Origin of the sequence: Aeromonas sp. 603079 (genome assembly GCF_049172135.1) — a bacterium.
Lineage (GTDB): Bacteria > Pseudomonadota > Gammaproteobacteria > Enterobacterales > Aeromonadaceae > Aeromonas > Aeromonas veronii.
In genome coordinates, this window is the sequence record NZ_JAAKPX010000002.1 from 95041 (window position 1) to 118783 (window position 23743).

Below are 23743 nucleotides of genomic sequence, written 5' to 3' on the forward strand. Positions count from 1 at the left end.
CGCCATGTTTTTCCGCCTCTGGCGTGCGTCAACGATGGCGAGCCTCTATCGCTGCAGGTCAGTAGCCACAAGGCTTTTGACAAGGTGGCATGGGAGATGGCAACAGCCGCTAGCCGGGCGACGACCGTCCCGCGATCCGCTCCACCTTCATTTACTTGTGCCGAGTGCAACACCTGTTCATTCCCCATGCGTGGCTATTGACGGGTAAGCATATGACGATTCTTTACATCAATCAGGAGGTGTGTCATGGACCCTGACCCTGGAGCCGGTATCGGCGACTAGTCCGGATTAATTTTCGGGCGTTATTTCCTTATCTATTTTTGCTGATGTGATGTCAGTCGGAATTCTATTTTCTATTTTCCAGGCTGATGTATTAAAGGATATATAAATGCAATACCAAGATATTCACCAACAACTGTATGTACTGCTGCAAAACAAGGATCGTATGGGGATCCAGAGCCTCAGCCTGAATATTCATGAGGTCGATCTGGCACAAGCGATAAACCGCCTGACAGATAAACATATTCATACCTTTCTCAATCTGGTTCCTGCATTGCGTGCCGCACGCATCTTCCGCCATCTGCCCAGCGATATTCAGGCCAGCCTGGTACGTTCCATGGCCAAGCCCCAATTGGAGGAGTTGTGTACCCGCCTATCCCCCGATGACAGAGCCGATCTCTACAATCGTCTGCCCGCAGCCTTGCGCCAGACCCTGCTCGATGCGATGACAGATGAAGAACGTGAGGATACGCAACGGTTGGCCTCTTACCCGGAAAACCTCGTCGGCTCCATCATGAGCTCGGATTGTGCCAGCCTGACGGCTGACATCACTGTGGGAGAGGGGCTGCAACGGCTGCGCAGCACTGCTGCCGACAGGGAGAGCATCTATACCCTGTATGTCGTGGATGAAATGCGCCGCCTCATCGGGGTTGTCTCCCTGCGCGAACTGTTTCTCGCCGACAGCAAAACCCCCATCTCGGCCATTATGCAGCGCGAGCTGGTGAGTATTCAGGCCGATGCCCCCAAAGGCGAAGCCGCGGAGATGATCGCCCGTTACAACCTGCTGGCCCTCCCCGTATTGAATCAGGATCAGCAGTTGCTCGGCATGGTGACCGTGGATGATGCAATGGATGTTGCCGAAGAGGAAGATGCCAACCGGATTGCCCGCTTCGGTGGTACGGCTGCGCTGGGAGGTCCCGAACTTGATCTTCGCGCATCCAGCACCTTTAACATGTTCAGCGCCCGATTCTTCTGGCTGGCGGTCTTGACCGTATTCGGCATACTGACCAGCAATCTGGTCGCCGCTCAGGAAGAACTCATCAGCGAAGTACTGATCCTCGCAGCCTTTATTGCCCCTATTATCGACATGGGGGGCAACTCGGGCAGCCAGTCGGCCACCTTGGTGATCCGGGCAATGGGCATGGGTCAGATCAAGCTGAGCATGCGTGACTTCTTTTTCGTGCTGCGGCGCGATCTGCCCGTCGCAATGGCTCTGGGGCTGGGTGTCGCCCTGCTGGAAGGGGTGATGGCATTCTGGAGCAAGAGCATCGGCTGGGACATCGTCATGATTGTCAGCCTCTCTGCCATGACGGTGACTGTGGTTGGCAGCCTGCTTGGTCTGGTCCTGCCGTTTGCCGCACGGAAGATGGGGACTGATCCGGCAACCCTCAGCTCCCCCATGCTCACCTCGATCATGGATCTGTTGGGCGTGCTGATCTATTTTGGTTTCGCCTATGCCTTCCTCGGTGGGTCACTGGCTGCTGCCTGACAGCGCACAGCAGATGGGGGCAGCCAAACCACCGCCATCTCCGATAGTTCAAGATAAAAGAGAGGGAGGCATCACGCCTCCCTCTCTCTTTATATCGACACGGGTCTATGCCATCACTTGGTCAGATCGTCGAAGAAGCGTTTCACCCCTTCGAAGAAGCCTTCCGATTTCGGCTTGTGAGTCTTGGCAGCGGCACCGCTGAAGGATTCGTCCAGCTGGCGCAGCAGCTCTTTCTGCTGCTCAGTGAGGTTGACCGGAGTCTCGATCACCACCTTGCACATCAGATCCCCTACCTGACCGGAGCGTACTGACTTCACGCCCTTGCCACGCATGCGGAACATCTTGCCGGTCTGGGTCTCCGGAGTGACCTTGAGCTTGACGCGGCCATCCAGGGTCGGCACTTCAATCTCGCCACCCAGGGCAGCTGCGGTGAAGCTGATGGGCACTTCGCAGTAGAGGTTGTTGCCGTCACGCACGAAAATTTCGTGCTCTTTGACGTGCACCTGTACGTAGAGATCCCCTGCCGGAGCCCCTGCCTCCCCCGCTTCCCCTTCACCGGAGAGACGGATGCGATCGCCGGTATCGACGCCCGCCGGAATTTTCACCGACAGGGTCTTGGTGCGCTGGTAGCGACCTTCACCGTGGCACTTGCGGCACGGATCTTTGATGATCTTGCCGCGACCGTGACAGTGCGGACACGCCTGCTGCACCGCAAAGAAGCCCTGACGCATCTGCACCTGGCCGGAGCCGTGGCAGGTCGGGCAGGTCTGGGCACTGCTGCCGGTGTGGGCACCGGAGCCGTTACAGACTTCACAGTGAACCAGGGTCGGCACCTTGATCTCCTTGGAGACCCCGCGCACCGCCTCTTCAAGCGTCAGCTCCATGGTATAACGCAGGTCGGAGCCACGGGCCGGGCCACGACGGGCACCACCACGGCCACCGCCGAAGATGTCACCGAATACGTCACCAAACATGTCGGCGAAGTCGGCACCGCCGCCAAAGCCACCGTGGCCACCGCCACCCTGGCTCGGGTCGACACCGGCATGACCGTACTGATCGTAGCGGGCGCGCAGGTTGGCATCAGTCAGCACCTCGTAGGCCTCTTTGACCTCTTTGAACTTCTCTTCGGCACTGGCATCGCCCTGATTGCGGTCAGGGTGATACTTCATGGCCAGACGCTTGTACGCCTTCTTGATCTCGCGCTCGTCGGCACCTTTTGACACCCCGAGCACTTCGTAGAAATCGCGCTTCGACATACTCATCCTGTGGTTACGCAGACGGGCGTTGGTCACCCAACGCCCGTAAATTCATTGACTAAGCCGATGAGCGAAGCCTGCTTCGCCCATCTGGGTCGGGCTTACTTCTTGTCGTCTTTCACTTCTTCGAACTCGGCGTCGACTACGTCGTCGTCAGCCTTGGCAGAAGAGGAGGACTGACCGGCATCAGCACCGGCTGCACCCTGGGCCTGAGCCTGCTGCTGGGCAATTTCCATCAGCTTCTGGGACGCTTCCAGCAGAGCCTGCTGTTTGGCTTCGATAGCAGCCTTGTCGTCACCCTTGATGGCAACTTCCAGCTCGCTCAGCGCGGCTTCGATCTTGGTCTTGTCGTCGGCAGGCAGGGCCTCACCGGCTTCGGTGATCTGCTTGCGTACGGAGTGAACCAGACCATCAGCCTGGTTGCGAGCCTGTACCAGCTCTTCAAACTTCTTGTCCTCGGCCGCATTGGCTTCGGCTTCGCGTACCATGCGCTCGATCTCGTCATCAGACAGACCAGAGGAGGCCTGGATGGTGATCTTCTGCTCTTTGTTGGTCTCTTTGTCTTTCGCGGAGACGTGCAGGATACCGTTGGCATCGATGTCGAAGGTCACTTCGATCTGCGGCAGACCGCGCGGTGCCGGACGGATGCCTTCTAGGTTGAACTGGCCCAGAGACTTGTTGTCGCTGGCGCGCTTGCGCTCACCCTGCAGCACGTGAATGGTCACGGCAGACTGGTTGTCTTCGGCTGTGGAGAACACCTGGGACTTCTTGGTCGGGATGGTGGTGTTCTTCTCGATCAGCGCAGTCATCACGCTGCCCATGGTTTCGATACCCAGGGAGAGCGGAGTAACGTCCAGCAGCAGTACGTCGGTCTTGTCACCGGACAGTACGGCACCCTGGATGGCAGCACCCATGGCCACGGCTTCGTCCGGGTTGACGTCTTTACGCGGCTCTTTGCCAAAGAACTCGGCAACGGTCTTCTGAACCAGCGGCATACGGGTCTGACCACCAACCAGGATCACGTCGTCGATCTCGCCAACTGCCAGACCGGAGTCTTTCAGGGCGACACGAACCGGCTCCAGAGAGTCTTTCACCATGTCTTCTACCAGGGATTCCAGCTTGGCGCGGGTCACCTTGATGTTCATGTGCTTCGGACCGGTGGCATCTGCAGTGATGTACGGCAGGTTGACGTCGGTCTGCTGGGCAGAAGAGAGCTCGATCTTGGCTTTCTCGGCGGCATCTTTCAGACGCTGCAGAGCCAGCTGGTCGTTGCGCAGGTCGATGCCCTGCTCACGCTTGAACTCGTCTACCAGGTAGTTGATGACGCGGTTGTCGAAGTCTTCACCACCCAGGTGGGTGTTACCGTTGGTCGCCAGTACTTCGAAGGTGGTTTCGCCTTCCACTTCGTCGATCTCGATGATGGAGATATCGAAAGTACCGCCACCCAGGTCATATACGGCAACCTTGCGCTCGCCCTTGACCTTGTTCACGCCGTAGGCGAAAGCTGCTGCAGTCGGTTCGTTGATGATGCGTTTTACATCCAGACCGGCGATGCGACCGGCATCCTTGGTAGCCTGACGCTGGGCGTCATTGAAGTAGGCCGGAACAGTGATAACGGCTTCGGTTACCGGCTCGCCCAGATAGTCTTCAGCGGTCTTCTTCATCTTCTTCAGCACTTCGGCAGAGATCTGCGGCGGTGCCATTTTCTTGCCCTTCACTTCAACCCAGGCGTCGCCGTTGTCAGCTTTGGCGATGGCGTACGGCATGATTTTCAGGTCACGCTGCACTTCTTCATCTTCAAAACGACGACCGATCAGACGCTTGATGGCGAACAGGGTGTTTTTCGGGTTGGTGATGGCCTGACGCTTGGCCGGCTGACCAACCAGGATCTCGCCATCATCGGCATAGGCAATGATGGACGGAGTAGTACGATCGCCTTCTGCGTTCTCGATCACGCGAGCAGTGTCGCCATCCAGAATAGCGACGCAGGAGTTGGTAGTACCCAGGTCAATACCGATGATTTTACCCATTTGACGAATCTCCAAATACTTTGAATAAACTGGCGAGGAACTCGCCTTAATGCGTTAACGGCTAGGTGGGGGCTGCCAATCTGGCTTTCAAGCTCCCGGCATCAAATTTTTTGTGCCGCCGCGGCCTTGCTACCTATATGGGGTCGCCGGACGCAGCTTCAAGCCCCAACCCTAAAAAACCACACCCTTTGTCATGGTTGCGCGGTCACGTTGAGCCGTAAACCGGGCAAGATGAACAGGTGCTGCACTGCGAAACAAAAAGCCCGCCACAGGGCGGGCTCGGGCACCCACAGCCAATCAGTCGACCGCTTTGGCGATCATCACCATGGCCGGACGGATCACCCGACCGTTGAGGTCATAGCCCTTCTGCATCACTGCAATGACGGTGTTCGGCGCCACATCGGCACTCGGTACCATGCTCATCGCCTGATGGGCGTTGGGGTCAAACGGCTGGTTGATCGGGTCGAGCGCTACCAGACCAAACTTGGCCACGCCGCTCTGCATGGATTTCAGGGTCAGCTCGACACCTTCGATCATCGGCTTGAGGGCTTCGTTCTCCTTGTCGGCCAGTTCGATGGCTCGCTCAAGGTTGTCCAGCACCGGCAGCAGTTCATTGGCGAACTTCTCCAGAGCGAACTTGTGCGCCTTCTCCACATCCAGCTCGGTACGACGACGCAGGTTCTCCATCTCGGCGGCGGTACGCAGGGCGCGTTCACGCTCTTCCGCCGCTTTTTGGATGGCGGTTTCCAGCTGCGCTTCCAGTTCGGCAATGCGGGCCTGCTCGGCTGTCACTTCACTGTCTACATCGGTCGGCTCGACTGGCTGGGCTTCCACTTGCTCCATCGCTTCAACCTTTTGCTCTTCGTGGTTCATGACATCTCCAATTCCGGGGTTACTTATGAGGGCCCTGACGTCTGGTTGAGCGACCGGACGACAACAGACCGACTATGTTGGCGCTATTATGGGGATGCATCCCCGGCTTTCAAGGGGTAAAGGGCAATCTGGGTTGCTGAATAGCCGCAACCGTCGGTTTATCCGGGTTACCGCTCATCGTTTAACCAGTAGCCTCAAGGGGATAGCCAGCCCCGTCACACGGGAGAGCGTCACAAGCGGAGCAAAGCACTGTATACTGGCCCGCAATACCCATCCCAGATCTGACTGACTATGGATTCTCCGTTCAAAACCATCGCCCTGATTGGCAAACCCCACCATGAGGGGGCCAACCAGACGCTGACCGGCCTGCATCAATACCTGACCGCCCGCGGCTTTCGGGTACTGGTGGAGAGCCGGGTCGCCCAGACCCTGAGCATCCTCGATGAAAACGTGATGGATCTGGTACAACTGGGCCAGCAGGCCGATCTCGCCATCGTGGTCGGCGGTGACGGCAACATGCTGGGGGCGGCGCGAGTGCTGTCACGCTTCGATGTAGCAGTGATCGGGGTCAACCGGGGTAACCTCGGCTTTCTGACCGATCTCTCGCCGCAGGATTACCTGCTGCCATTGGAGCAGGTGCTCTCCGGCCACTACAAGAGCGAACACCGCTTCCTGCTTGAGGCCTCGGTCTATCGCCACGGCGAGCGCAAGTCGAGTAATCTTGCGGTCAACGAGGCGGTGCTGCACCCGGGCAAGATCGCCCATATGATCGAGTTCGAGGTCTATATCGATGGCAGCTTTATGTATAGCCAGCGTTCGGACGGCATCATCGTCGCCACACCGACCGGCTCGACCGCCTACTCCCTGTCAGCAGGTGGCGCCATCCTCACCCCCAAGCTCAACGCCATCACGCTGGTGCCAATGTTCCCGCATACCCTCAGCAGTCGCCCCATCGTGCTCGATGCCGACAGCGAAGTGCGGCTGCTGGTCTCGCCGGACAATCAGGACGATGCCATGCAGGTGAGCTGTGACGGCCAGGTGACGCTGGCGGTCCACCCGGGGGACGAGATCCTGATCAAGAAGAGCCACCACCAGCTTCATCTGGTGCATCCCCTCGACTACAGCTATTTCCATGTGCTGCGCAACAAGCTCGGCTGGGGCAGCAAGCTGTTCTAATCAGCTTTGACCGACAACGGCATTACCAGAGAAGGGCGCCTGAATTGGCGCCCTTCTCTTTTCTTTCATTGCAACTTCCCCTGCACCCTCATATCAGTACCGCATTTTCATAGCCATGGCGCACTGGCGCGGCTTTCCTGTGTTAAAAATGGCGGCGCCCTCTTTACTGTATATAAGACCAGTATATACTGGATGCATACACAGTAATGTTGACCTATACAGGATGAGACCATGCTGACCCAGCTGACCGTCAACAACTTCGCCATCGTCAAGTTTCTCGAACTCGATCTGCAACCGGGCATGACCTGCATCACAGGTGAGACCGGTGCCGGTAAATCCATCGCCATCGATGCTCTCGGTCTCTGCCTCGGAGAGCGGGCCGAAGCCGGCATGGTGCGACCCGATAGCGACAAAAGCGAGGTCAGCGCCCGCTTCCTGCTGGACAACAACCCGGCCGCCCGCGCCTGGCTCGCCACCAACGAACTGGAAAACGAAGGGGAGTGTATCGTGCGGCGAGTCATCTCCGCCGAGGGTCGCTCACGCAGCTATATCAACGGCGTGCCCGTCCCCCTCACCCAGCTCAAGAATCTGGGTCAGCTGCTGGTCAACGTACACGGTCAGCATGCCCACCAGATGCTGCTCAAACCCGACTACCAGCTCGCCCTGCTCGACGGCTACGCCGGCCACCATCTGCTGCTCGATGAGGTGCTCCAGCACTATCAGCAGTGGCGTCAACTACAAAACGAGCTGAACCGGCTCAAGGCCGAGCAGCAGCAGCGGGAAGCCCGCCGCCAGCTGATCGAGTATCAGGTGCAAGAGCTGGACGAATTTGCCCTGCAGCCGGGGGAGTTTGAAGAAATAGAAGAGGAGCACCAGCGTCTGGCCAACGGCACAGAGCTGATGCAAGAGTGCGGGGCTTGCCTCGACCTGCTCTATGACAACGAAGAGACCACTATCGCTGGGCTGCTGCAATCAGCCGTCGATCGGGCCGAGGGGCTGGTCAGCATGGACAGCCGCCTCACCCCGGTACTGGAGATGCTGAACGAAGCACTGATCGGGGTGCAGGAGAGCCACAGCGAGCTGCGCAGCTATCTCGATCGGCTGGAGCTGGATCCCGAGCGGTTCAACGAGCTGGAAGGTCGCCTCTCCAAGGCGATCAATCTGGCCCGCAAGCACCACGTCAAACCGGCAGATCTGGCTCAGTACCATCAGGAGCTGGCCTCTGATCTTGCTCGCCTCAACTCCGATGAAGAGCGGTTAGAGGGGATGGAAGATGAGCTGGCCGAGGCCCGTCAGGCTTTTGTCCAGGCCGCCGAAGCCCTGAGTCAGAGCCGTCAGCGTTACGCCCAGGAGCTGGGCGCCAAGGTAACCAGCAGCATGCACGAACTGGCGATGCCCGATGGCCGCTTTGCCATCGAGGTGCGCCCCGATGCCCAGAGCAGCCTCTCTCCGCTGGGTATAGATCGGGTGGAATTTATGGTCACCACCAACCCTGGCCAACCGATCCAGCCGCTTGGCAAGGTGGCCTCAGGCGGTGAACTGTCGCGCATCAGTCTCGCCATCGTGGTGATCAGCGCCCGCAAGGTCTCAACCCCGACTCTGATTTTCGACGAAGTGGATGTGGGGATCAGCGGCCCGACTGCCGCCGTGGTGGGTCGCCTGCTGCGCCAGCTCGGGGAGTCCACTCAGGTGATGGTGGTCACTCACTTGCCTCAGGTGGCAGGCAACGGCCACCAGCATATGGTGGTGAGCAAGCATACCGATGGCAAAACCACCGAAACTCGGATGGATTCGCTCGACCAGAATGCCCGCCTCAATGAGCTGGCACGTCTGCTCGGTGGCGACCAGATCACCGACAACACCCTGGCCAATGCTCGCGAGCTGCTGCGCCGTTGAATCAGGCCAAAACGCCGATTTGCAGCGATGGCGACTGACAGGGCTGACCGAACATGCTGACTGCGCAGGCACAGGAGAGAGCTATGGCCTGCGCAGTCAGTAATAGCCAATAGCCAATAGCCAATAGCCAATAGCCAATAGCCAATAGCCAATAGCCAATAGCCAATAGCCAATAGCCAACTGTGAGCACCGAACTCACGTCAGGATTACCGACCCAGATCAATAAAATGGCGAGTTAGGCGAAGCTGGCAGCAACATGAGCGTGGATCCGGTTGCCTTCATGTAGCGGATTTCGCATAGTGTTGCCCCCCTTTATGGGTATCCAATTGTGAGGCTTTGTCTATGATCCACGTTTTTGGTCACAAGAATCCTGATAGCGACAGTATCTGCAGTGCGCTGGTTATCACCGACTGGCTCAATGGCCAGGGCCGTCAGGCCACCCCATGGCGTCTGGGTGACCTGCGCACCGAAACCCGTTTTATTCTGGAGCAGGCTGGCGTCAGCGAACCCGAGTTGCTGACCAAAGATATGACCGGTGAAAATGTCTGGCTGGTGGATTTCAGTGATCTGGAACAGGGCCCTGCCACACTGGCACAAGCCAATGTACTGGGCCTGGTGGATCACCACCGTCTCGGCACTCTGGTCACCCAATCTCCGCTGGATGCGTGGATCCGGGCCGTCGGCTGCACCTGCACCATCGCCTTCGATCTGCTGAGCCAGCAAGGTACCGTGACCCGCAGCCAGGCTCGCCTGATGCTGGGTGCCATCATGAGCGACACCCTCTGTCTCACCTCGCCCACCACCACCGAGCAGGACAAGATCGCCTGCGAGCGTCTTGCACCGCTGGCCGAGGTGTCGCTGGCCGAGTTTGGTCAACAGCTGCTGATGGCGAAAACCGATCTGAGCGGCCTCACTCCTGCGCAGTTGCTGCAGCAGGATGAGAAAGCGTTCCAGGCGGAAGGTTGCAACTTCATCATGAGCCAGATCGAAGTGGGCAGCGAGCAGCAGCTGGCCGAGCACCTGCCAGCCCTACAGCAGGAGATGGCCCAGCGCGTGGCGAGTGAAGGGCTCGACTTCTTCGTGTTGATGGTGACTGACCTGACTGCGGCTGCCAGCCGTATCTACTTTACCGAGCACGCCAAAGTACCGGCAGAGTCCAGCTACCACCCGGGCTTTGTCAGCCGCAAGAAGCAGGGTCTGCCCTGGGTAATGGATCTGCTGGCCAAGGCCTGATCCTCACTCGCCATTACCTATTCCAAAGCCCTGCCTCTGCGCAGGGCTTTATCATCGCCACCGCCAGCCGCACTCCCCACCCTCTTGCTGACCATCTTGCTCACCACTGCGGTCTCTCGCTTACTCCTTTCACGGCTTATTGACAGTTAACGCCATAACTTTGCTTACATATTTGCGGCTGTTATTTATCAGGGCTTTGCTGCAGGATAATCGCCGCGCACAACCTTTTCCGTTTCCATTCAGGTGATCGATGAACATAACCCCCAAGCAGAGAACCCTGGCCATCACCATGCTGATCGCCATGGTGCTCCTCGGCTGGCTGCTCTGGCCCAGTCAACCACCCAAGGCGATGCTGACCGCTCAAGTGACCCGCGAGGATATCGCCCAGACCGTACTGGCCAGTGGCGTGCTGCAGGCCGTGGAGCAGGTGGATGTGGGGGCCCAGGTCTCCGGTCAGGTTACCAAGCTGGCCGTCGAGGCCGGAGATCAGGTCAAGCAGGGAGACCTGCTGGCCGAGATCGATCCCCTGATTGCCCAGAACAACCTCAAGACGGCCGAGGCGGAACTTGCCAGCAACCGCGCCCAGCTCAAGATCAAGCAGGCACAACTCAAACAGAACGAGCTCGCCTGGCGGCGCCAGCAGCAGATGTTCAAGCAGGAGGCGAGCTCAAGGGCCGATCTGGAGAGTGCCGAGGCACTGCTGGCGGTCACCCGCGCCGAACTACAAAATAGCCAGGCCAATATCGACAACGCCCTGATCAAGGTTGATCGGGCCAAGACCGAGCTGGGCTACACCAAGATCCTGGCGCCGATGGATGGCACCGTTATCAGCATTGTGACCCGTCAGGGCCAAACCCTGGCAGCCAGCCAGACGGTGCCGACCGTGCTCAAGCTGGCCAACCTCGAGACTATGACGGTCAAGGCGCAGATCTCCGAAGCTGATGTCACCAAGGTCAAAGCTGGCATGCCAGTCTACTTCACCCTCATTGGCGATCCGGATACCCGCTATCAAGGTACGCTTCGCGCCGTGGAGTTAGCGCCCACCAACATCAACGATCAGGCCACCACCGGCACCACCACCAGCAATGCGGCTGTCTACTACTACGCCCTGTTCGATGTACCCAATCCCGACCATACCCTGCGGGTCGCAATGACCACCCAGGTGACCATTGTGCTCGGCGAGCGCAAGCAGGTGCTCACTGTGCCGCAAACCGCCCTCGGCAAGTCGCTGGGTGACAACGAGTATGAAGTCACCGTGATCAAGGACGATGAGACAACCGAAACCCGTCATATCAAGACCGGTATGAAGGACGAGATCCGCATTGAGGTGATCAGCGGGCTGAGTGAGAAGGAGGAGGTGCAGCTCAATCACAGTGCCCCCGCCGACAATGATGAGATGGCGGTGATGCTATGAGTGAGCCCCTGAACCAGCTGCCGTTGATCCAGCTGAAAGGGGTCGAGCGACGCTACCAGAGCGGCGACAGCGAAGTCACCGTGCTCCACCCTCTTGACCTCACCATCACGGCAGGAGAGATGATCGCCATTGTCGGCGCGTCCGGCTCTGGCAAGTCGACCCTGATGAACCTGCTGGGTTGTCTCGATAGCCCGAGCGGCGGCCAGTATCTGTTTCGCGGTCAAGACACCGCCACCATGGATGCGTTGGCGCTGGCCCGGCTGCGCTGCCACCACTTCGGTTTTATCTTTCAGCGCTACCACCTGCTGCCCCATCTCGATGCCGCCGCCAACGTGGAGATCCCGGCCGTCTATGCCGGCACCAGCCGCCCGGATCGCCAGGCACGTGCGCGTCAGCTGCTGGGCAGACTGGGACTGGCCGATCGCAGTCACCATACCCCGGGCCAGCTCTCCGGCGGTCAGCAGCAGCGGGTCAGTATCGCCCGGGCGCTGGCCAATGGCGGCGAAGTGATCCTCGCCGATGAACCGACCGGCGCACTGGATAGCCAGAGCGGCAAGGAGGTGATGGCGATCCTCAAGGAGCTGCATGCTCAGGGCCACACCATCATTCTGGTCACCCACGATATGAACGTGGCCAGCCATGCCGACCGGATCATCACTCTCAAGGATGGTCGGATTGAACAAGATAGCGGCCCCTGCCAAACGGCCGTGTTGGCTCCAGCCACCGCTGTAGCCTCTCAAAAAGTAGCGCCCACTACAGGCGCCATGGGTCACGACTGGGATCGTTATCGGGAAGCGGGACGGATGGCGATGCATGCCATGCTCGCCCACCGGATGCGCACCTTCCTCACCATGCTCGGCATCATCATCGGCATCGCCGCCGTGGTGAGCGTGGTTGCTCTTGGTCAGGGCGCGCGCGCCAAGGTGATCGACCAGATCAATGCGATGGGCACCAACACCATCGAAATCTTCCCGGGTAAAGGATGGGGCGATGAGAAGATGGCCAGCATCCAGACCCTCAACAAGGGGGATCTCGATGCCCTGTTGGGGCAACCCTATCTTGCGGGCGCCAGCCCCGAGATAGGCAGCTCAGGCCAGTTGCGCTATCGCAACAAGACCAACAGCGGCAACGTGACCGGGGTCGGTAACGACTATTTCAAGGTGAAGGGGATGACGCTGGTCAGTGGTCGCTTACTGGAGTGGCAAGATATCCAGCAGCGTGCCGCCGTCGCCGTAGTGGACAAGAAGAGCATCACCAGCCTGCTTGGCAAGGAGGATCCGGTCGGCAAGGTGGTACTGGTCGGCACCTTGCCGGTGCGGATTGTCGGTGTGGTCTCGCAGGAGACCGGCTTTGGCCCCACCAGCCAGTCGGTCAATATCTGGCTACCCTACAGCGCGGTGATGAGTCGCCTCATCTCGCAGCACCACTTCAGCCAGATCACCATCCGGGTCAAAGACGGGGTACAACCAGCACTGGCCGAGCAGGCGGTGATCGAGCTGATCACCAAGCGCCACGGGGTGAAGGATTTCTTCACCTTCAGCAGCGACAGCATCATCAAATCGGTGGAAAAAACCACCGCCACCATGACCCTGATGGTCTCGGCCATCGCGGTGATCTCGCTGATCGTCGGCGGGGTGGGCGTGATGAACATCATGCTGGTGTCGGTGGTCGAGCGCACCCGCGAGATCGGCATTCGCATGGCCGTGGGCGCCCGCCAGTCGGATATCCTGCAGCAATTCCTGATTGAAGCTGTGATGGTGAGCCTGCTGGGGGGGATATTTGGCGTCGGCATCTCGCTCGGTATTGGCGCGCTCTTTTCACTGCTGGTGGACTCCATCAAGATGCAGTTCTCGCTCTTCTCCATCCTGATGGCCTTTGGCTGCTCGTCACTCATCGGGATCCTGTTTGGTTACTTGCCGGCACGCAATGCGGCGCGGCTCGACCCTGTTGTCGCACTGGCGAGGGAATAACAATGTACAAACTCTCCTGGCTGGCTCTCTGCATGGCCCTCAGCGGCTGTAGTCAGCACAGCAGCTATCAAAGACCCGAGCTGGCGATCGCCCCTGCATGGCAACAGGCCGAGGGCGCCCAACTGGCTGCGCAGGCTGGCCTCTGGTGGCGGGAATTTCATGATCCCCAACTCGACAAATTGGTCGAGGCGGTTCTAGCCGCCAACCCGGACATGCATGTGGCGGCCCTCAAGCTCAAAAGCGCCAGACTGGGCGCCGAGCAGGCCGATACCAACCTCACCCCCTCGGTCAATGGCACTATCGCAGCCAGTGGCAACAAGGATCTGAAAAGCGGCAAAGGCACCAACAGTCTGGGCCCCTCGCTGAGCCTCAGTTACGAAGTGGATTTGTGGGGCAAGCTTGCCTCGGTGCGAGATCAGGCAAGCTGGGAGGCGGCGGCAAGCGAGCAGGATCTCGCCAGCACCCGACTCCTGCTGATTGGCAATACTCTGGAGCAGTATTGGCAGCTCGGCTATCTCGGCTCTGCCATCACACTCGGAGAACAGCAGCTGGCCAACCTGACGCGAACCGAGCTGCTGACCCAAACCAAATACCAGGCAGGCGCCATCACCCGACTCGATCTGGCGCAGGCACGCCAGCAACTGGCAGGCAAGCAGGCTGAGCTGGCCTCCCTCAAGGCGCAGCAGGAACAGGCTCGCAATGCCCTGCTTCTGTTGCTGGGCCGCAGCAGCGGGCCGCTGGAGTATGCACCCGCTTCCCTTGCAAAGCAGGCCATTCCTGAACTTGCGGTGGGTATTCCGGCCGATGTGCTGGCCCGCCGCCCCGATGTCAAAGCGGCCGAATTGCGGCTGAGCAAGACGCTGGCTAAAGGGGATGAGATCCGCACCAGCTTCTACCCCAGCCTGACCCTGACCGGCAGCGCCAGCACCGCATCCGATAGATTGGCGCAAGTGCTGCAAAATCCGGTTGGTACGCTGGGAGCCAGCCTTGCCCTCCCCTTCCTTGAATACAACCGCACCCAGCTCGCCATTGAAAGCTCGGAGCTGGATTACCAGATCGCCGAAACCGAGTTTCGCAAGCAGCTCTACACTGCACTGGTGGAAGTGGAAGACAATCTGGCCGCCCGCCACTATGGCCAGCAGCGACTCGATTATCTGCAGGAACAGCTGAGTTATGCCCGGGAGGCCGAACGACTGGCCAAGGCTCGCTTCCAGGCGGGTGCGACCGGTGTACAGGCTTGGCTTGATGAGCAGAACCGACTGTGGGATGCCCAGCAGAGCCTGCTGGCACAGCAAAAAGAGCAGCTCACCACCACAGCCAAAATCTATCGCGCCCTGGGTGGCAGCGATAGCGTGACGCCCCGATAGCGCTTCACCTGGCTATCCCCCACTCTGCCTACAGAGTGGGGAATATCATCGCCATAGACCATACAGAATTTCCTCTCCCACACGGCAGCCGAACTCCATTGCCCATCATCAGGGGCAGGTATGGCAGCGCAGCCAATTACATGCATCGGCGACCCTGAATATACCGGCCATACCTTGCGGCTCTCTCTATACCTAACGCTCCCTGACCGGAGATAACGATTACCGGATATTCCATCAGCAGAGAGCTCTACTCTTGCCGAGCGACGCACCGTGAATCGTGAATCGTGAATCGTGAATCGTGAATCGTGAATCGTGAATCGTGAATCGTGAGAAACATATCCGAAGCTCGTATCAGCACAACGCATACAAATAGCGATATCGCGTTGGTGAGCCACAGGACAAAATTAATCGTAAACAACGAATGATATTGAGTAAAGGAACTGCGGGTAAGGCGAGAGAGAAAGGATACAAACGAGGAATGCAGATAACAATGAGGTGGAAATACTGGTTGGATAACCACGAGTAAAACGGCAAAAATAATGCCGCCCGAGGGCGGCATTATTCAATCTCTGAACCTGACGAATTAGATCAGGAAATCGTTCAGGTCTTTACCCAATGCTACTTGAGCAGCAATGGCTTTCGGCATACGGCCTTGACCGGTCCAGGTTTTTTCCTGGCCATCTTCTTCGTACTTGTATTTAGCCGGACGCGGAGCTCGCTTGCTCTTGGCAGCGCCAGTTGCAGCAGCCGGAGCAGCGGCAGTCGCCAGTAGCTCACGAGGATCAATACCAGCCTGCTGCAGCATTTCGGTGAATTCATTCAGCTTGCGCTGACGCTCTTCCTGTTCAGCACGCTCCTGTTCAACAGAATCGGCGCGCTCTTGGTAAACCAGGTCAAACTTCTCTTTAGCTTCCAGCAGTTGCTCAAACGGCAGCTCACGAACAGCCGCACGCAGACTGCGAATGTTCAGCAGAACTTTCAGAAACTCGTTCATTATTTCCTCACAAAAAGTCGGTCACAGGGATTACCGTGTCAGAATAGCATGGACAATTGATAACAACATACCGTTTTCTGTATTTACACTCCTTTTTTTTTATTTTTCACTCACCATACTCTCTTGACGCGAAGCGTGATAACAAATCAATGCTCAGTTGTGATTGCTATACAATCTGACAGATGATGATCTCAGATATTACAGGGCTCATTAATATCCCACTACATGCAGTCAGAAGATTCTCTTTATAGTGACACCCGATATGCCCTCCCCCCCGCCCAGTTACCCATCAAGCAAGGTGAAATAAAAAAGCCACAAAGCAATTCCTCAGCAACGACGACTTAAAAAGCCATGATTTTTATCCATAAAAATCAAGAGCTTACAACACCAATCCATATATCTAAAGACAAATAAACAATCTGTTTTTTAACATAACCGATCTTACCCGGTTGTTAAATTACGCTAATTTGCGCGAGCATTACTTTGTGCAGATTGATCAACACCACTGATCACCGGTATAGCTACAGAGCCACTCAGCAGAGGTTCCGCAGGATAGAGTCTGAGCGCTTCCAGACGCATCGCATCGGCTGCCTCTTTGCGACCCAGAGCGTTAAGTGCTGTCACCATATTGGCGTATATATTAGCTCGTGGTGTATGAAGTACGAAGTCCTGCCCCCACTCCAGATAAGCTTCCAGTTCAGCCTTGTTGTTTGTCTGCAAACCGACCATCAGACGAACCGAGTTCACATCAAATTCAACTCGTGTCAGCCATGCCATAGGATTGATAATCTCCAGCAAGAGCGTCGGCTCCTTATAACCTCCCCGCTCGTATTTGGTGACGACCCAGGCAGTATGAAGGGCTGTCATCATAAATGGGACAACCAATAGAGGGATAGCTATTGCCATAAATCGGAGCAACAACCAGGGGCGATACTCAATGTCCAACCACGATGGGCTACCGCAACTCACGAAACGGGTTTCTTCAATCTCGGTGTCAACGACATAGATCAGCGTCAGCAACAACCACCACAACACGATTGCATGGTAAAGGGGATATTCCGTCTGAGTATGGAGCAATATCGGTGTCACCAGGGCAAGCAGTGCCATGGCATTTACCCAACGCACCTTCGTCAGGCACCACAATAATGCGCCCCCCATGATCACCATACCAACCATGGGAGCCACCCCTCCCTCAACAGCCCAATAAAGGAATTCGTTGTGGGGATGGTCAAGATTGTACTCAATCTGCACCATAGATGGATTCAGCGCCTTATCAGCCATGTAGTGATGGAGAAAAACAGATTCAAAACTGCCGTATCCCCAACCACTCCATGGTGCTTCGGCAATCAGCTTGGCTGCATAAGGCCAATAAATAGATCGCATACCACCAGATTGATAAATCTCCAACCCGCGCTTTGCTCCTGCCATCCAGTACTGTGATAGCAGGCCAAGGGCCACCGCAAAAATAACCAGCGCCAACATACGCCATAGCAATCGATGGCGATGGAGTTGCGGTATCAATAAAAACAGAGCTAGCAGACCGCCAAGTTGACCCACTCGGGATTGCAAAACAACCAGCAACAGTGTTGCTGATAGAATGACGCCATAGCGCAGAGCCATCAGCAAACGACCACCCTCTCGGCGTAATTCCAGCCAGATAGCAAGGGCAAGACCAGTTGCCATAAAGGTTGCCATCACGTTTGGCTGTTGAAAGATCCCGTAAGGACGATTGGTTTTAGTGTCGTAGCCAATCCAGTTACCGGGTGTCAACAGATAGAACTGTATCAGACCGAGCAAAGCCTCCATCGCGATCGCTATCAGGACGATATATAGCAAGCGATCTCGCTGCAACCGATTGAAGCGCCATTGATAGAGCCCGAATAAAAACAGCAGACCAGCAAAAAGCCCCAATAATCTGGGAATGGCATAATCCCTGAGTGCAAAACCTGGATAGAACATCGGCAGCAGTAGCAAGAGTGCCCCTATCCATAAGCCCGCTTGTAATGGAGAAAAGAGCAGACGCTGGCGTAACGTCACTTGCCACAATCCTAATCCAATAGCCAGCGAGGCAAACACCCATCCCCATGCGTTAAAGGGCAGATATAGCCCTGCTCCTCCCGGGTTGTGCATAAAAAAATGCACTCCAAGTAACCAGTATAATGAAGATAAAATCCAATACAAGCTGCTCATATATTATTTCCGTATACTCAACGAGCCCCAAACCCTGTCAGCATTGTTTTAATAGTTTTGATTACTATTAATAGATCAAGCCAAAGCGAAAAGTTTCTAATATAATAAAAATCATATTCTAATTTTATACGAGTACTATCTGTATCAGCTGAGTAGCCATGCATCACCTGAGCCCATCCACTTATACCAGGACGAACCATATGACGATACATATAGAATGGTAATTCAGACTCAAACCTCTCCACAAAAAAACGCTGTTCAGGCCGTGGACCAATCAAGCTCATATCCCCTTTAAGAACATTAAAGAATTGCGGGAGCTCATCAATTCTATATTTACGAATAAAATGACCAACACGAGTAATCCGTTTGTCAACCTCCTGAGCAAAATATGCATTGTCTGATGATGAACTGTCATGCATACTACGAAATTTATATATTACAAAATCTTTATTACCCAGCCCAACTCTCTTTTGCTTAAAGAAAACAGGGCCAGGGCTTTCCAGCTTTATTAATATTGCTGTTATAAGTAACAGCGGCATAAAAAAGGGGAGTGCAATTATAACAACCAAAAGATCAGCTAGTCTTTTTAAAAAGAAATAAAACAACGAGGGAATAGCGGAACCCAAGTCATTTTCATATAATTGCTCAACGCTCACTCGGCCTGTTAATGATGCATATATAGTTTTGCTGTGATAGATTGGTATCCCTAACAAAACGAAATCAGTTAATAACCTTTGCCATTCACTCGTCAAATCAGATGAGTGAAAGTCAGCAACTACGGCATTACCACAAAACAGAGAAAAATCGGGTTTGTGAAGAATATTCCATTCAACAGCAGTCAAGGCACACAGTTTCTGATAATTACCAACCGGGATGATAGAATACTTAACCTTGCCAGATCGTGCCCCTAAGTAATAAATAAGCCAGCAAGATACTAAAACCAATATATACGAGCTTATAATTACTGGCCTACTATACTCAAGACGAAACAGCAGCAACACACCGAATAATATTCCATACACAGCGGTTACTGTTGGAATCATATAAGATAAAGCATTAACTCCAGGATAGCAAAGCACTCGACTCAGGAAAAAACCAGCAGTAATACATGTTATAAAGATTCCTAAAAGTGAATTTATTTTTACATCATCAAGGAAATTCCAAAAGTCCTCGCCCCAAAACAAAAATGCAGGTAATAATGTTGATACCAAGGATGTAAAAAAGAACATTATTGTATAATTAAACCGTACAAGGTCATACCAACGACCACCATATGGATAATAGCTATTATTTATCATGAAAAACTCATTCAGTTATCAACCACAGGGCTGAGCGCCATCGATATGCTGAGCCAATATGTCAAAATATATGCCAATGATTTTTTTCTCATCGAATCTGGCACTAACTAATTGCCTCCCAGCATTACCCATCAAGGTTCTTTGAGCTGTAGTCATTCGTATGAATGTCATCATCGCATCAGCCAATGATGAAACATTTCTAGCTTGACAGAGTAACCCGGTTTTCTCATGTAGCAGTACATCTCTACATCCAGGAACATCGGTAACAATAATTGGCTTTGCCATTGCAGCAGCTTCGATCATAGTTCTTGGCAATCCTTCGCGATAAGAAGGTAACACAATACAATCACTTTCCATTATGATAGGCCTAACATCATGTGTAGTACCGAGATATTCCAGCACACCGTCATTGATCCATTCATGCAACTGTGCATATCCGATCGCTCGTGGGTTATCAGCCTGAACATCGCCTAGCAATTTAAACTTTATGTTTGGATGACGAATATGAATCTGCTTTGCGGCTGCTACATATTCTCCAATCCCCTTATCCCATAACAACCGCGCAATGAGCAAAAAACTAACCGAGTCATCTTCAGCAAATTTTTCTGAAGGATAAAAAAAACTCAAATCAACGCCCTCGCCAGGCAGTAACAGAGTCTTTCTTTTATCTACCAACTGTCTTGATACAAATTCAAGGCGATCATCTTCATTTAAGAAAATGACTAGCTTAGGATATTTAAAAGCGAATTTATAAAGCAACCTTACTACTTTGGGCACCCAACCATCATTCATAAAGGCATATCCTAACCCAGTGGTTATAGCCAAGGCAGGTGTGCGACAAAGATGTGCAGCAAAAGAACCATATATATTTGGTTTTACCGTATAATGGATAATTAAATCCGCATTAATTTTTCTATATATTCTTACGAAATCAAATATTAATTTTAGTTCAACAATTGGATTGACTCCTTTAGGGGATAGTGCCAACGGTATAAATGAACACCCCAAATCACAGAGCGAAAAAACTGTATTATCAGGTGGAGAAACAATGGTTATGCGATATCCATGTTGTATAAGTGCAGATAATAATCCGCGGCGAAAATTCCACATTGACCACGCTGTATTGCTCACCATACAAAGATGTTTGCTCATGTGTAGTCCTGGTACAAATTTAACCAACGCAGACAGATAGTCTCTATTGAATAATGGCTAATAACCCGAATCCGAGCCTCCCTAGTCATCACCTCTCTCTCAAGCGGCGAAAGCATCATAGCCTGCTCAATCGCGGTAAATAGCTGCTGACTATTTTTAGAGGGGACAAGCAATCCAGCAGAGCCAACCACTTCCCTCACTCCACCACAATCGGTGGCAACCACTACCCGCTCAGTAGCCATAGCCTCAGCCACAACTAAACCAAACCCCTCCCAAGCTGATGACAACACAAATATATCTGCTGCACTCATCCAATCTTCAACATCATAGCGCAGCCCCAAGAAATGAACTCGCTCGCTAATCCCTTGTGCGCTAGCGATTGTGGTTAAGTATTCTTTTTCCTCACCCTCACCTATGATGACCAACTTAACATTATTGGATCTCGAAGATAACATCGCAAATGCAACAAGCAAATTTGTATAGTCCTTGGCAGCGGTCAGTCTGCCTACTGAAATTAACAATATGTTATTGTCATCAATCCCAAGCTGAGAGCGTAATTTATTTCTGACTGTGGCGTTAAAATAAAAACGCTCCGTATCAATACCATTATACATGACTTTCATTCGCCCGGCAGATACCGCACCTTGTTTAATAAAAGCCTCAACAGCTTCTTGGCTTACGTTTGTGTTAAGATCACATAACCTTTCGGTAAGCCGGTATGCCAATATCCGCCACCCTCTTCCCTCATTAACACTATGTGCAGAGCAGATAAGCTTCGGAAATGATACAAATAATCGTAATAACCGAGCAAAAATATTTGCATGCACCATATGGCTATGCACCACATCCGGTTTATATTGATTAAGTAACCTGATCGCCTGCCAGTATGCTTTGAAAACACTAAATGGAGTTTTCCTCATCTGCAGTGAAACGATGTTTGCTGCAGTCGAATGTGGGCGATTGCTAATTTCACCGGTCATCGAGATAATTAATATATGGTGGCCCAACCTAATAAATTGATCTGCCAAATCGCACACTTGTCGTTCAGCGCCCCCCATACCAAGGCCTGTGATTACCATCGCAATTTTCATGCTATCTCTTCAACCAACAGTAAAGAATGCACTGGAGACTTCTGACACATGCTTTGACCTTGCCGAACAATCGAGTATCTCGGATCACCTGGTCTCGATAAAACAAACCAAAACCACATGGATTACTTCTTAGATTTTTTTTAAAATTTGAGGTGTAGCCATCAGGAAGATATTCACACAAGTATATTACTTGGTCTACATAAAAAACTATCTTACCTATATCGGCAATTTTATTCCATATATATAACTCTGGTACAAACTTTTCGCCCGGGAACTGAGGAAAAGGAAACTCACGCATAACATTAGTGCGAAAAACATAAGCCAAGTCACCTTGTAATATATGCCCTGCCATGATGGGCTGCATTACCATTGACTTGCTCCATGCGGTGTCGGAGATACCAATTATATGACCAGATAATGTTGCTCTTCTAAAACACATCCCAACAAATTCCGAGCTAATATGATTCATAACATCATATAGCTTGGCAACAGCATCACCAGTTAATAAGTCATCACTATCCACAATGATAATCCAATCACCGGTCGCATGAACCACACCTTCATTTATAGCGCGATGCTTCCCTCCATTTTCTTTATAAAAATAATTGATTGGAAAGTCAGATTTAACTCTATAATCAAAAATAAGCTCGGCGGTACCATCAGTGCTACCGTCATCGATTACGAGCCATTCAAAGTCCCGCCTTGTCTGCTGACACAAACTGTCATACAACCTTGGTAAAACATATGCTCTGTTATAAGTTGACGTCATTATTGTTATCATTGCACGACCTTACACACGCAACCTTTATATTGATGAATGAAGTATATCGACATCGTCGCAGCCATCATCAAAAAAGCATTAGTTATGTAAACGATGTAAATGTCACCGGAACGAAATACTTTTAGCAACAGCCAATAGTTGAATATGCTTATAATTAATAGAAAGAACCACTTGCACATTATCAAAAAATATTTTTTGTCACGGTATAATCGTTGCATTAAAACGCTATCCACAGCGAAAAAAGAAAGCGCAGGCAACATCATAATGGCTAAATCTGCTGCTAACTCATAATCTTTTCCAAAGATAAAATAGACAATTTCATGTAGCCATAACCAACCCATTAATTGCAAGATACATGCAACTAATAACAGCCCTAAACAAACCGTATGTATTTTTTTTACTCTGCGCCCATATAACATCATTGGGGCTATAGACTGCACAACTATACCAAGTACAAGTACGCCCTGCTCTAGCATTTGACTAGCCACACCATACATGGCTAGTTGTTCATACCCTAAGTAATGCTCGATGAAAAAGCGATCAATCCTCATATAAATCAGCATCAGCATTAATGGAACCCAGAGCGCCCCACCTCGACTTAACATTACCACTGCCACTTTTTTATGCCAGTCCCAGATGCCACCTCTAAAATAAATAACACAACTCAGTGACATAGCTAAAAACATTGCTTCTATTGCCCTGCTTGAATAGATGATGAAATAAGATGAAAGTAAAAAAGCGAGGCTTACCAAAAGCACCCTTAATAATAAAATTGCAAGACGAATCGCTACAACAACACCTATATTTGTGGTGGCTTGATAGTAGTTGGCTATTACTGAAAATGGTTCATTAAAAATGAGCGCCAGCGCCAATAGCATTAGCATTAATCTTACATCTTGATCTGCGACAATAAAATTTGCGTAGATTAATGTGACAAGCAAAGCAACCAAAGCGAAAAGTAGACGAAAAACAAATACTGAAGATAGTATCTTCCAACGCAAATGAGGATGCCGAACTAATGCCGGAACAACAACTTCCGAGCCGGCAATCAATGTAACTGATGACAATAAAATGACGGCATTAAGCGAATATAGCCATTTCCCATATAATGACACACCGAGTAGATGACTAATTACCCCCTCGCAAAAAAAAACCAACCCAATGGTCACCATTTTTTCAAATAATAGAATACTAACATTAGTAATAATTGCGGCATATTCTCGATAAAATGCCACAACCAGGCCTAATCGCATC

Annotated in this window: 17 protein-coding genes; 7 read left to right on the top strand and 10 right to left on the bottom strand. The window is 53.0% G+C overall.

Annotated elements, in window-relative coordinates; genetic code table 11:
- Positions 1–388 precede the first annotated feature (388 nt).
- The gene (gene mgtE / locus G5287_RS01610) at positions 389–1768 is read left to right on the top strand and encodes a magnesium transporter (RefSeq protein ID WP_216954257.1); all 1380 of its coding nucleotides are present in this window, start codon (positions 389–391) and stop codon (positions 1766–1768) included.
- A 113-nt stretch (positions 1769–1881) separates the two neighbouring features.
- On the opposite strand, the gene dnaJ is transcribed toward mgtE, so the two are convergent.
- The 3 genes from dnaJ to grpE all read right to left on the bottom strand — a co-directional run bounded on the left by dnaJ (position 1882) and on the right by grpE (position 5927).
- A complete protein-coding gene (gene dnaJ / locus G5287_RS01615; RefSeq protein ID WP_421230679.1) occupies positions 1882–3024 on the bottom strand; it encodes a molecular chaperone DnaJ in 1143 nt (380 codons plus the stop codon).
- Between the two features lie 101 nt (positions 3025–3125).
- On the bottom strand, positions 3126–5054 hold the full coding sequence (gene dnaK / locus G5287_RS01620) for a molecular chaperone DnaK (protein ID WP_042053028.1): 1929 nt from the start codon (positions 5052–5054) through the stop codon (positions 3126–3128).
- A gap of 297 nt (positions 5055–5351) precedes the next feature.
- On the bottom strand, positions 5352–5927 hold the full coding sequence (grpE, locus tag G5287_RS01625; protein WP_005338036.1) for a nucleotide exchange factor GrpE: 576 nt from the start codon (positions 5925–5927) through the stop codon (positions 5352–5354).
- A gap of 291 nt (positions 5928–6218) precedes the next feature.
- Here grpE and nadK point away from each other — a divergent pair, with 291 nt between their 5' ends.
- From nadK to G5287_RS01655, 6 genes are all read left to right on the top strand, one after another.
- Positions 6219–7103 (top strand): NAD(+) kinase, encoded by an 885-nt coding sequence (gene nadK, locus G5287_RS01630; protein WP_005338038.1) that lies wholly within the window; start codon positions 6219–6221, stop codon positions 7101–7103.
- Positions 7104–7334: 231 nt separating this feature from the next.
- Positions 7335–8999 carry a DNA repair protein RecN gene (recN, locus tag G5287_RS01635; protein WP_421230680.1) on the top strand — a complete coding sequence of 555 codons (1665 nt, stop codon included), beginning with the start codon at positions 7335–7337 and terminating at the stop codon, positions 8997–8999.
- 342 nt (positions 9000–9341) lie between these two features.
- The gene (locus G5287_RS01640; RefSeq protein WP_227340914.1) at positions 9342–10232 is read left to right on the top strand and encodes a manganese-dependent inorganic pyrophosphatase; all 891 of its coding nucleotides are present in this window, start codon (positions 9342–9344) and stop codon (positions 10230–10232) included.
- A 250-nt stretch (positions 10233–10482) separates the two neighbouring features.
- A complete protein-coding gene (macA, locus tag G5287_RS01645; RefSeq protein WP_227340915.1) occupies positions 10483–11646 on the top strand; it encodes a macrolide transporter subunit MacA in 1164 nt (387 codons plus the stop codon).
- Entirely contained in the window at positions 11643–13616 is a 1974-nt protein-coding gene (locus G5287_RS01650) for a MacB family efflux pump subunit (protein WP_227340916.1), read from the top strand. The genes macA and G5287_RS01650 overlap by 4 nt, the downstream gene beginning before the upstream one ends.
- A 2-nt stretch (positions 13617–13618) precedes the next feature.
- Positions 13619–14983 (top strand): efflux transporter outer membrane subunit, encoded by a 1365-nt coding sequence (locus G5287_RS01655; RefSeq protein ID WP_227340917.1) that lies wholly within the window; start codon positions 13619–13621, stop codon positions 14981–14983.
- A 583-nt stretch (positions 14984–15566) separates the two neighbouring features.
- Here the strand turns inward: G5287_RS01655 and G5287_RS01660 are convergent.
- The 7 genes from G5287_RS01660 to G5287_RS01690 all read right to left on the bottom strand — a co-directional run bounded on the left by G5287_RS01660 (position 15567) and on the right by G5287_RS01690 (position 23742).
- On the bottom strand, positions 15567–15977 hold the full coding sequence (locus G5287_RS01660) for an H-NS family nucleoid-associated regulatory protein (RefSeq protein WP_216954269.1): 411 nt from the start codon (positions 15975–15977) through the stop codon (positions 15567–15569).
- A 462-nt stretch (positions 15978–16439) separates the two neighbouring features.
- Positions 16440–18167 (bottom strand): PglL family O-oligosaccharyltransferase, encoded by a 1728-nt coding sequence (locus G5287_RS01665; protein ID WP_227340918.1) that lies wholly within the window; start codon positions 18165–18167, stop codon positions 16440–16442.
- A 17-nt stretch (positions 18168–18184) separates the two neighbouring features.
- Positions 18185–19465, bottom strand: a complete 1281-nt coding sequence (locus tag G5287_RS01670) for a sugar transferase (RefSeq protein ID WP_421230681.1) — start codon at positions 19463–19465, stop codon at positions 18185–18187.
- 18 nt (positions 19466–19483) lie between these two features.
- A complete protein-coding gene (locus G5287_RS01675) occupies positions 19484–20617 on the bottom strand; it encodes a glycosyltransferase family 4 protein (protein WP_421230682.1) in 1134 nt (377 codons plus the stop codon).
- A complete protein-coding gene (locus G5287_RS01680; protein ID WP_227340921.1) occupies positions 20614–21708 on the bottom strand; it encodes a glycosyltransferase in 1095 nt (364 codons plus the stop codon). The genes G5287_RS01675 and G5287_RS01680 overlap by 4 nt, the downstream gene beginning before the upstream one ends.
- Position 21709: 1 nt before the next feature.
- Complete coding sequence (locus G5287_RS01685) at positions 21710–22477, bottom strand: glycosyltransferase family A protein (RefSeq protein WP_421230683.1); 768 nt, start codon at positions 22475–22477, stop codon at positions 21710–21712.
- An 8-nt stretch (positions 22478–22485) separates the two neighbouring features.
- A complete protein-coding gene (locus G5287_RS01690) occupies positions 22486–23742 on the bottom strand; it encodes a lipopolysaccharide biosynthesis protein (RefSeq protein WP_227340923.1) in 1257 nt (418 codons plus the stop codon).
- Position 23743 lies beyond the last annotated feature (1 nt).

What these genes read in the sequence shown, in the direction of transcription:
- G5287_RS01640 (WP_227340914.1), top strand. Translation starts at nt 9,342, where the DNA reads ATGATCCACGTTTTTGGTCACAAGAATCCTGATAGCGACAGTATCTGC.
- G5287_RS01665 (WP_227340918.1), bottom strand. Translation starts at nt 18,167, where the DNA reads ATGAGCAGCTTGTATTGGATTTTATCTTCATTATACTGGTTACTTGGA.
- nadK (WP_005338038.1), top strand. Translation starts at nt 6,219, where the DNA reads ATGGATTCTCCGTTCAAAACCATCGCCCTGATTGGCAAACCCCACCAT.
- G5287_RS01690 (WP_227340923.1), bottom strand. Translation starts at nt 23,742, where the DNA reads ATGCGATTAGGCCTGGTTGTGGCATTTTATCGAGAATATGCCGCAATT.
- dnaK (WP_042053028.1), bottom strand. Translation starts at nt 5,054, where the DNA reads ATGGGTAAAATCATCGGTATTGACCTGGGTACTACCAACTCCTGCGTC.
- dnaJ (WP_421230679.1), bottom strand. Translation starts at nt 3,024, where the DNA reads ATGTCGAAGCGCGATTTCTACGAAGTGCTCGGGGTGTCAAAAGGTGCC.
- recN (WP_421230680.1), top strand. Translation starts at nt 7,335, where the DNA reads ATGCTGACCCAGCTGACCGTCAACAACTTCGCCATCGTCAAGTTTCTC.
- G5287_RS01655 (WP_227340917.1), top strand. Translation starts at nt 13,619, where the DNA reads ATGTACAAACTCTCCTGGCTGGCTCTCTGCATGGCCCTCAGCGGCTGT.
- G5287_RS01670 (WP_421230681.1), bottom strand. Translation starts at nt 19,465, where the DNA reads ATGATAAATAATAGCTATTATCCATATGGTGGTCGTTGGTATGACCTT.
- G5287_RS01685 (WP_421230683.1), bottom strand. Translation starts at nt 22,477, where the DNA reads ATGACGTCAACTTATAACAGAGCATATGTTTTACCAAGGTTGTATGAC.
- G5287_RS01660 (WP_216954269.1), bottom strand. Translation starts at nt 15,977, where the DNA reads ATGAACGAGTTTCTGAAAGTTCTGCTGAACATTCGCAGTCTGCGTGCG.
- G5287_RS01650 (WP_227340916.1), top strand. Translation starts at nt 11,643, where the DNA reads ATGAGTGAGCCCCTGAACCAGCTGCCGTTGATCCAGCTGAAAGGGGTC.
- macA (WP_227340915.1), top strand. Translation starts at nt 10,483, where the DNA reads ATGAACATAACCCCCAAGCAGAGAACCCTGGCCATCACCATGCTGATC.
- mgtE (WP_216954257.1), top strand. Translation starts at nt 389, where the DNA reads ATGCAATACCAAGATATTCACCAACAACTGTATGTACTGCTGCAAAAC.
- G5287_RS01675 (WP_421230682.1), bottom strand. Translation starts at nt 20,617, where the DNA reads ATGAGCAAACATCTTTGTATGGTGAGCAATACAGCGTGGTCAATGTGG.
- G5287_RS01680 (WP_227340921.1), bottom strand. Translation starts at nt 21,708, where the DNA reads ATGAAAATTGCGATGGTAATCACAGGCCTTGGTATGGGGGGCGCTGAA.
- grpE (WP_005338036.1), bottom strand. Translation starts at nt 5,927, where the DNA reads ATGAACCACGAAGAGCAAAAGGTTGAAGCGATGGAGCAAGTGGAAGCC.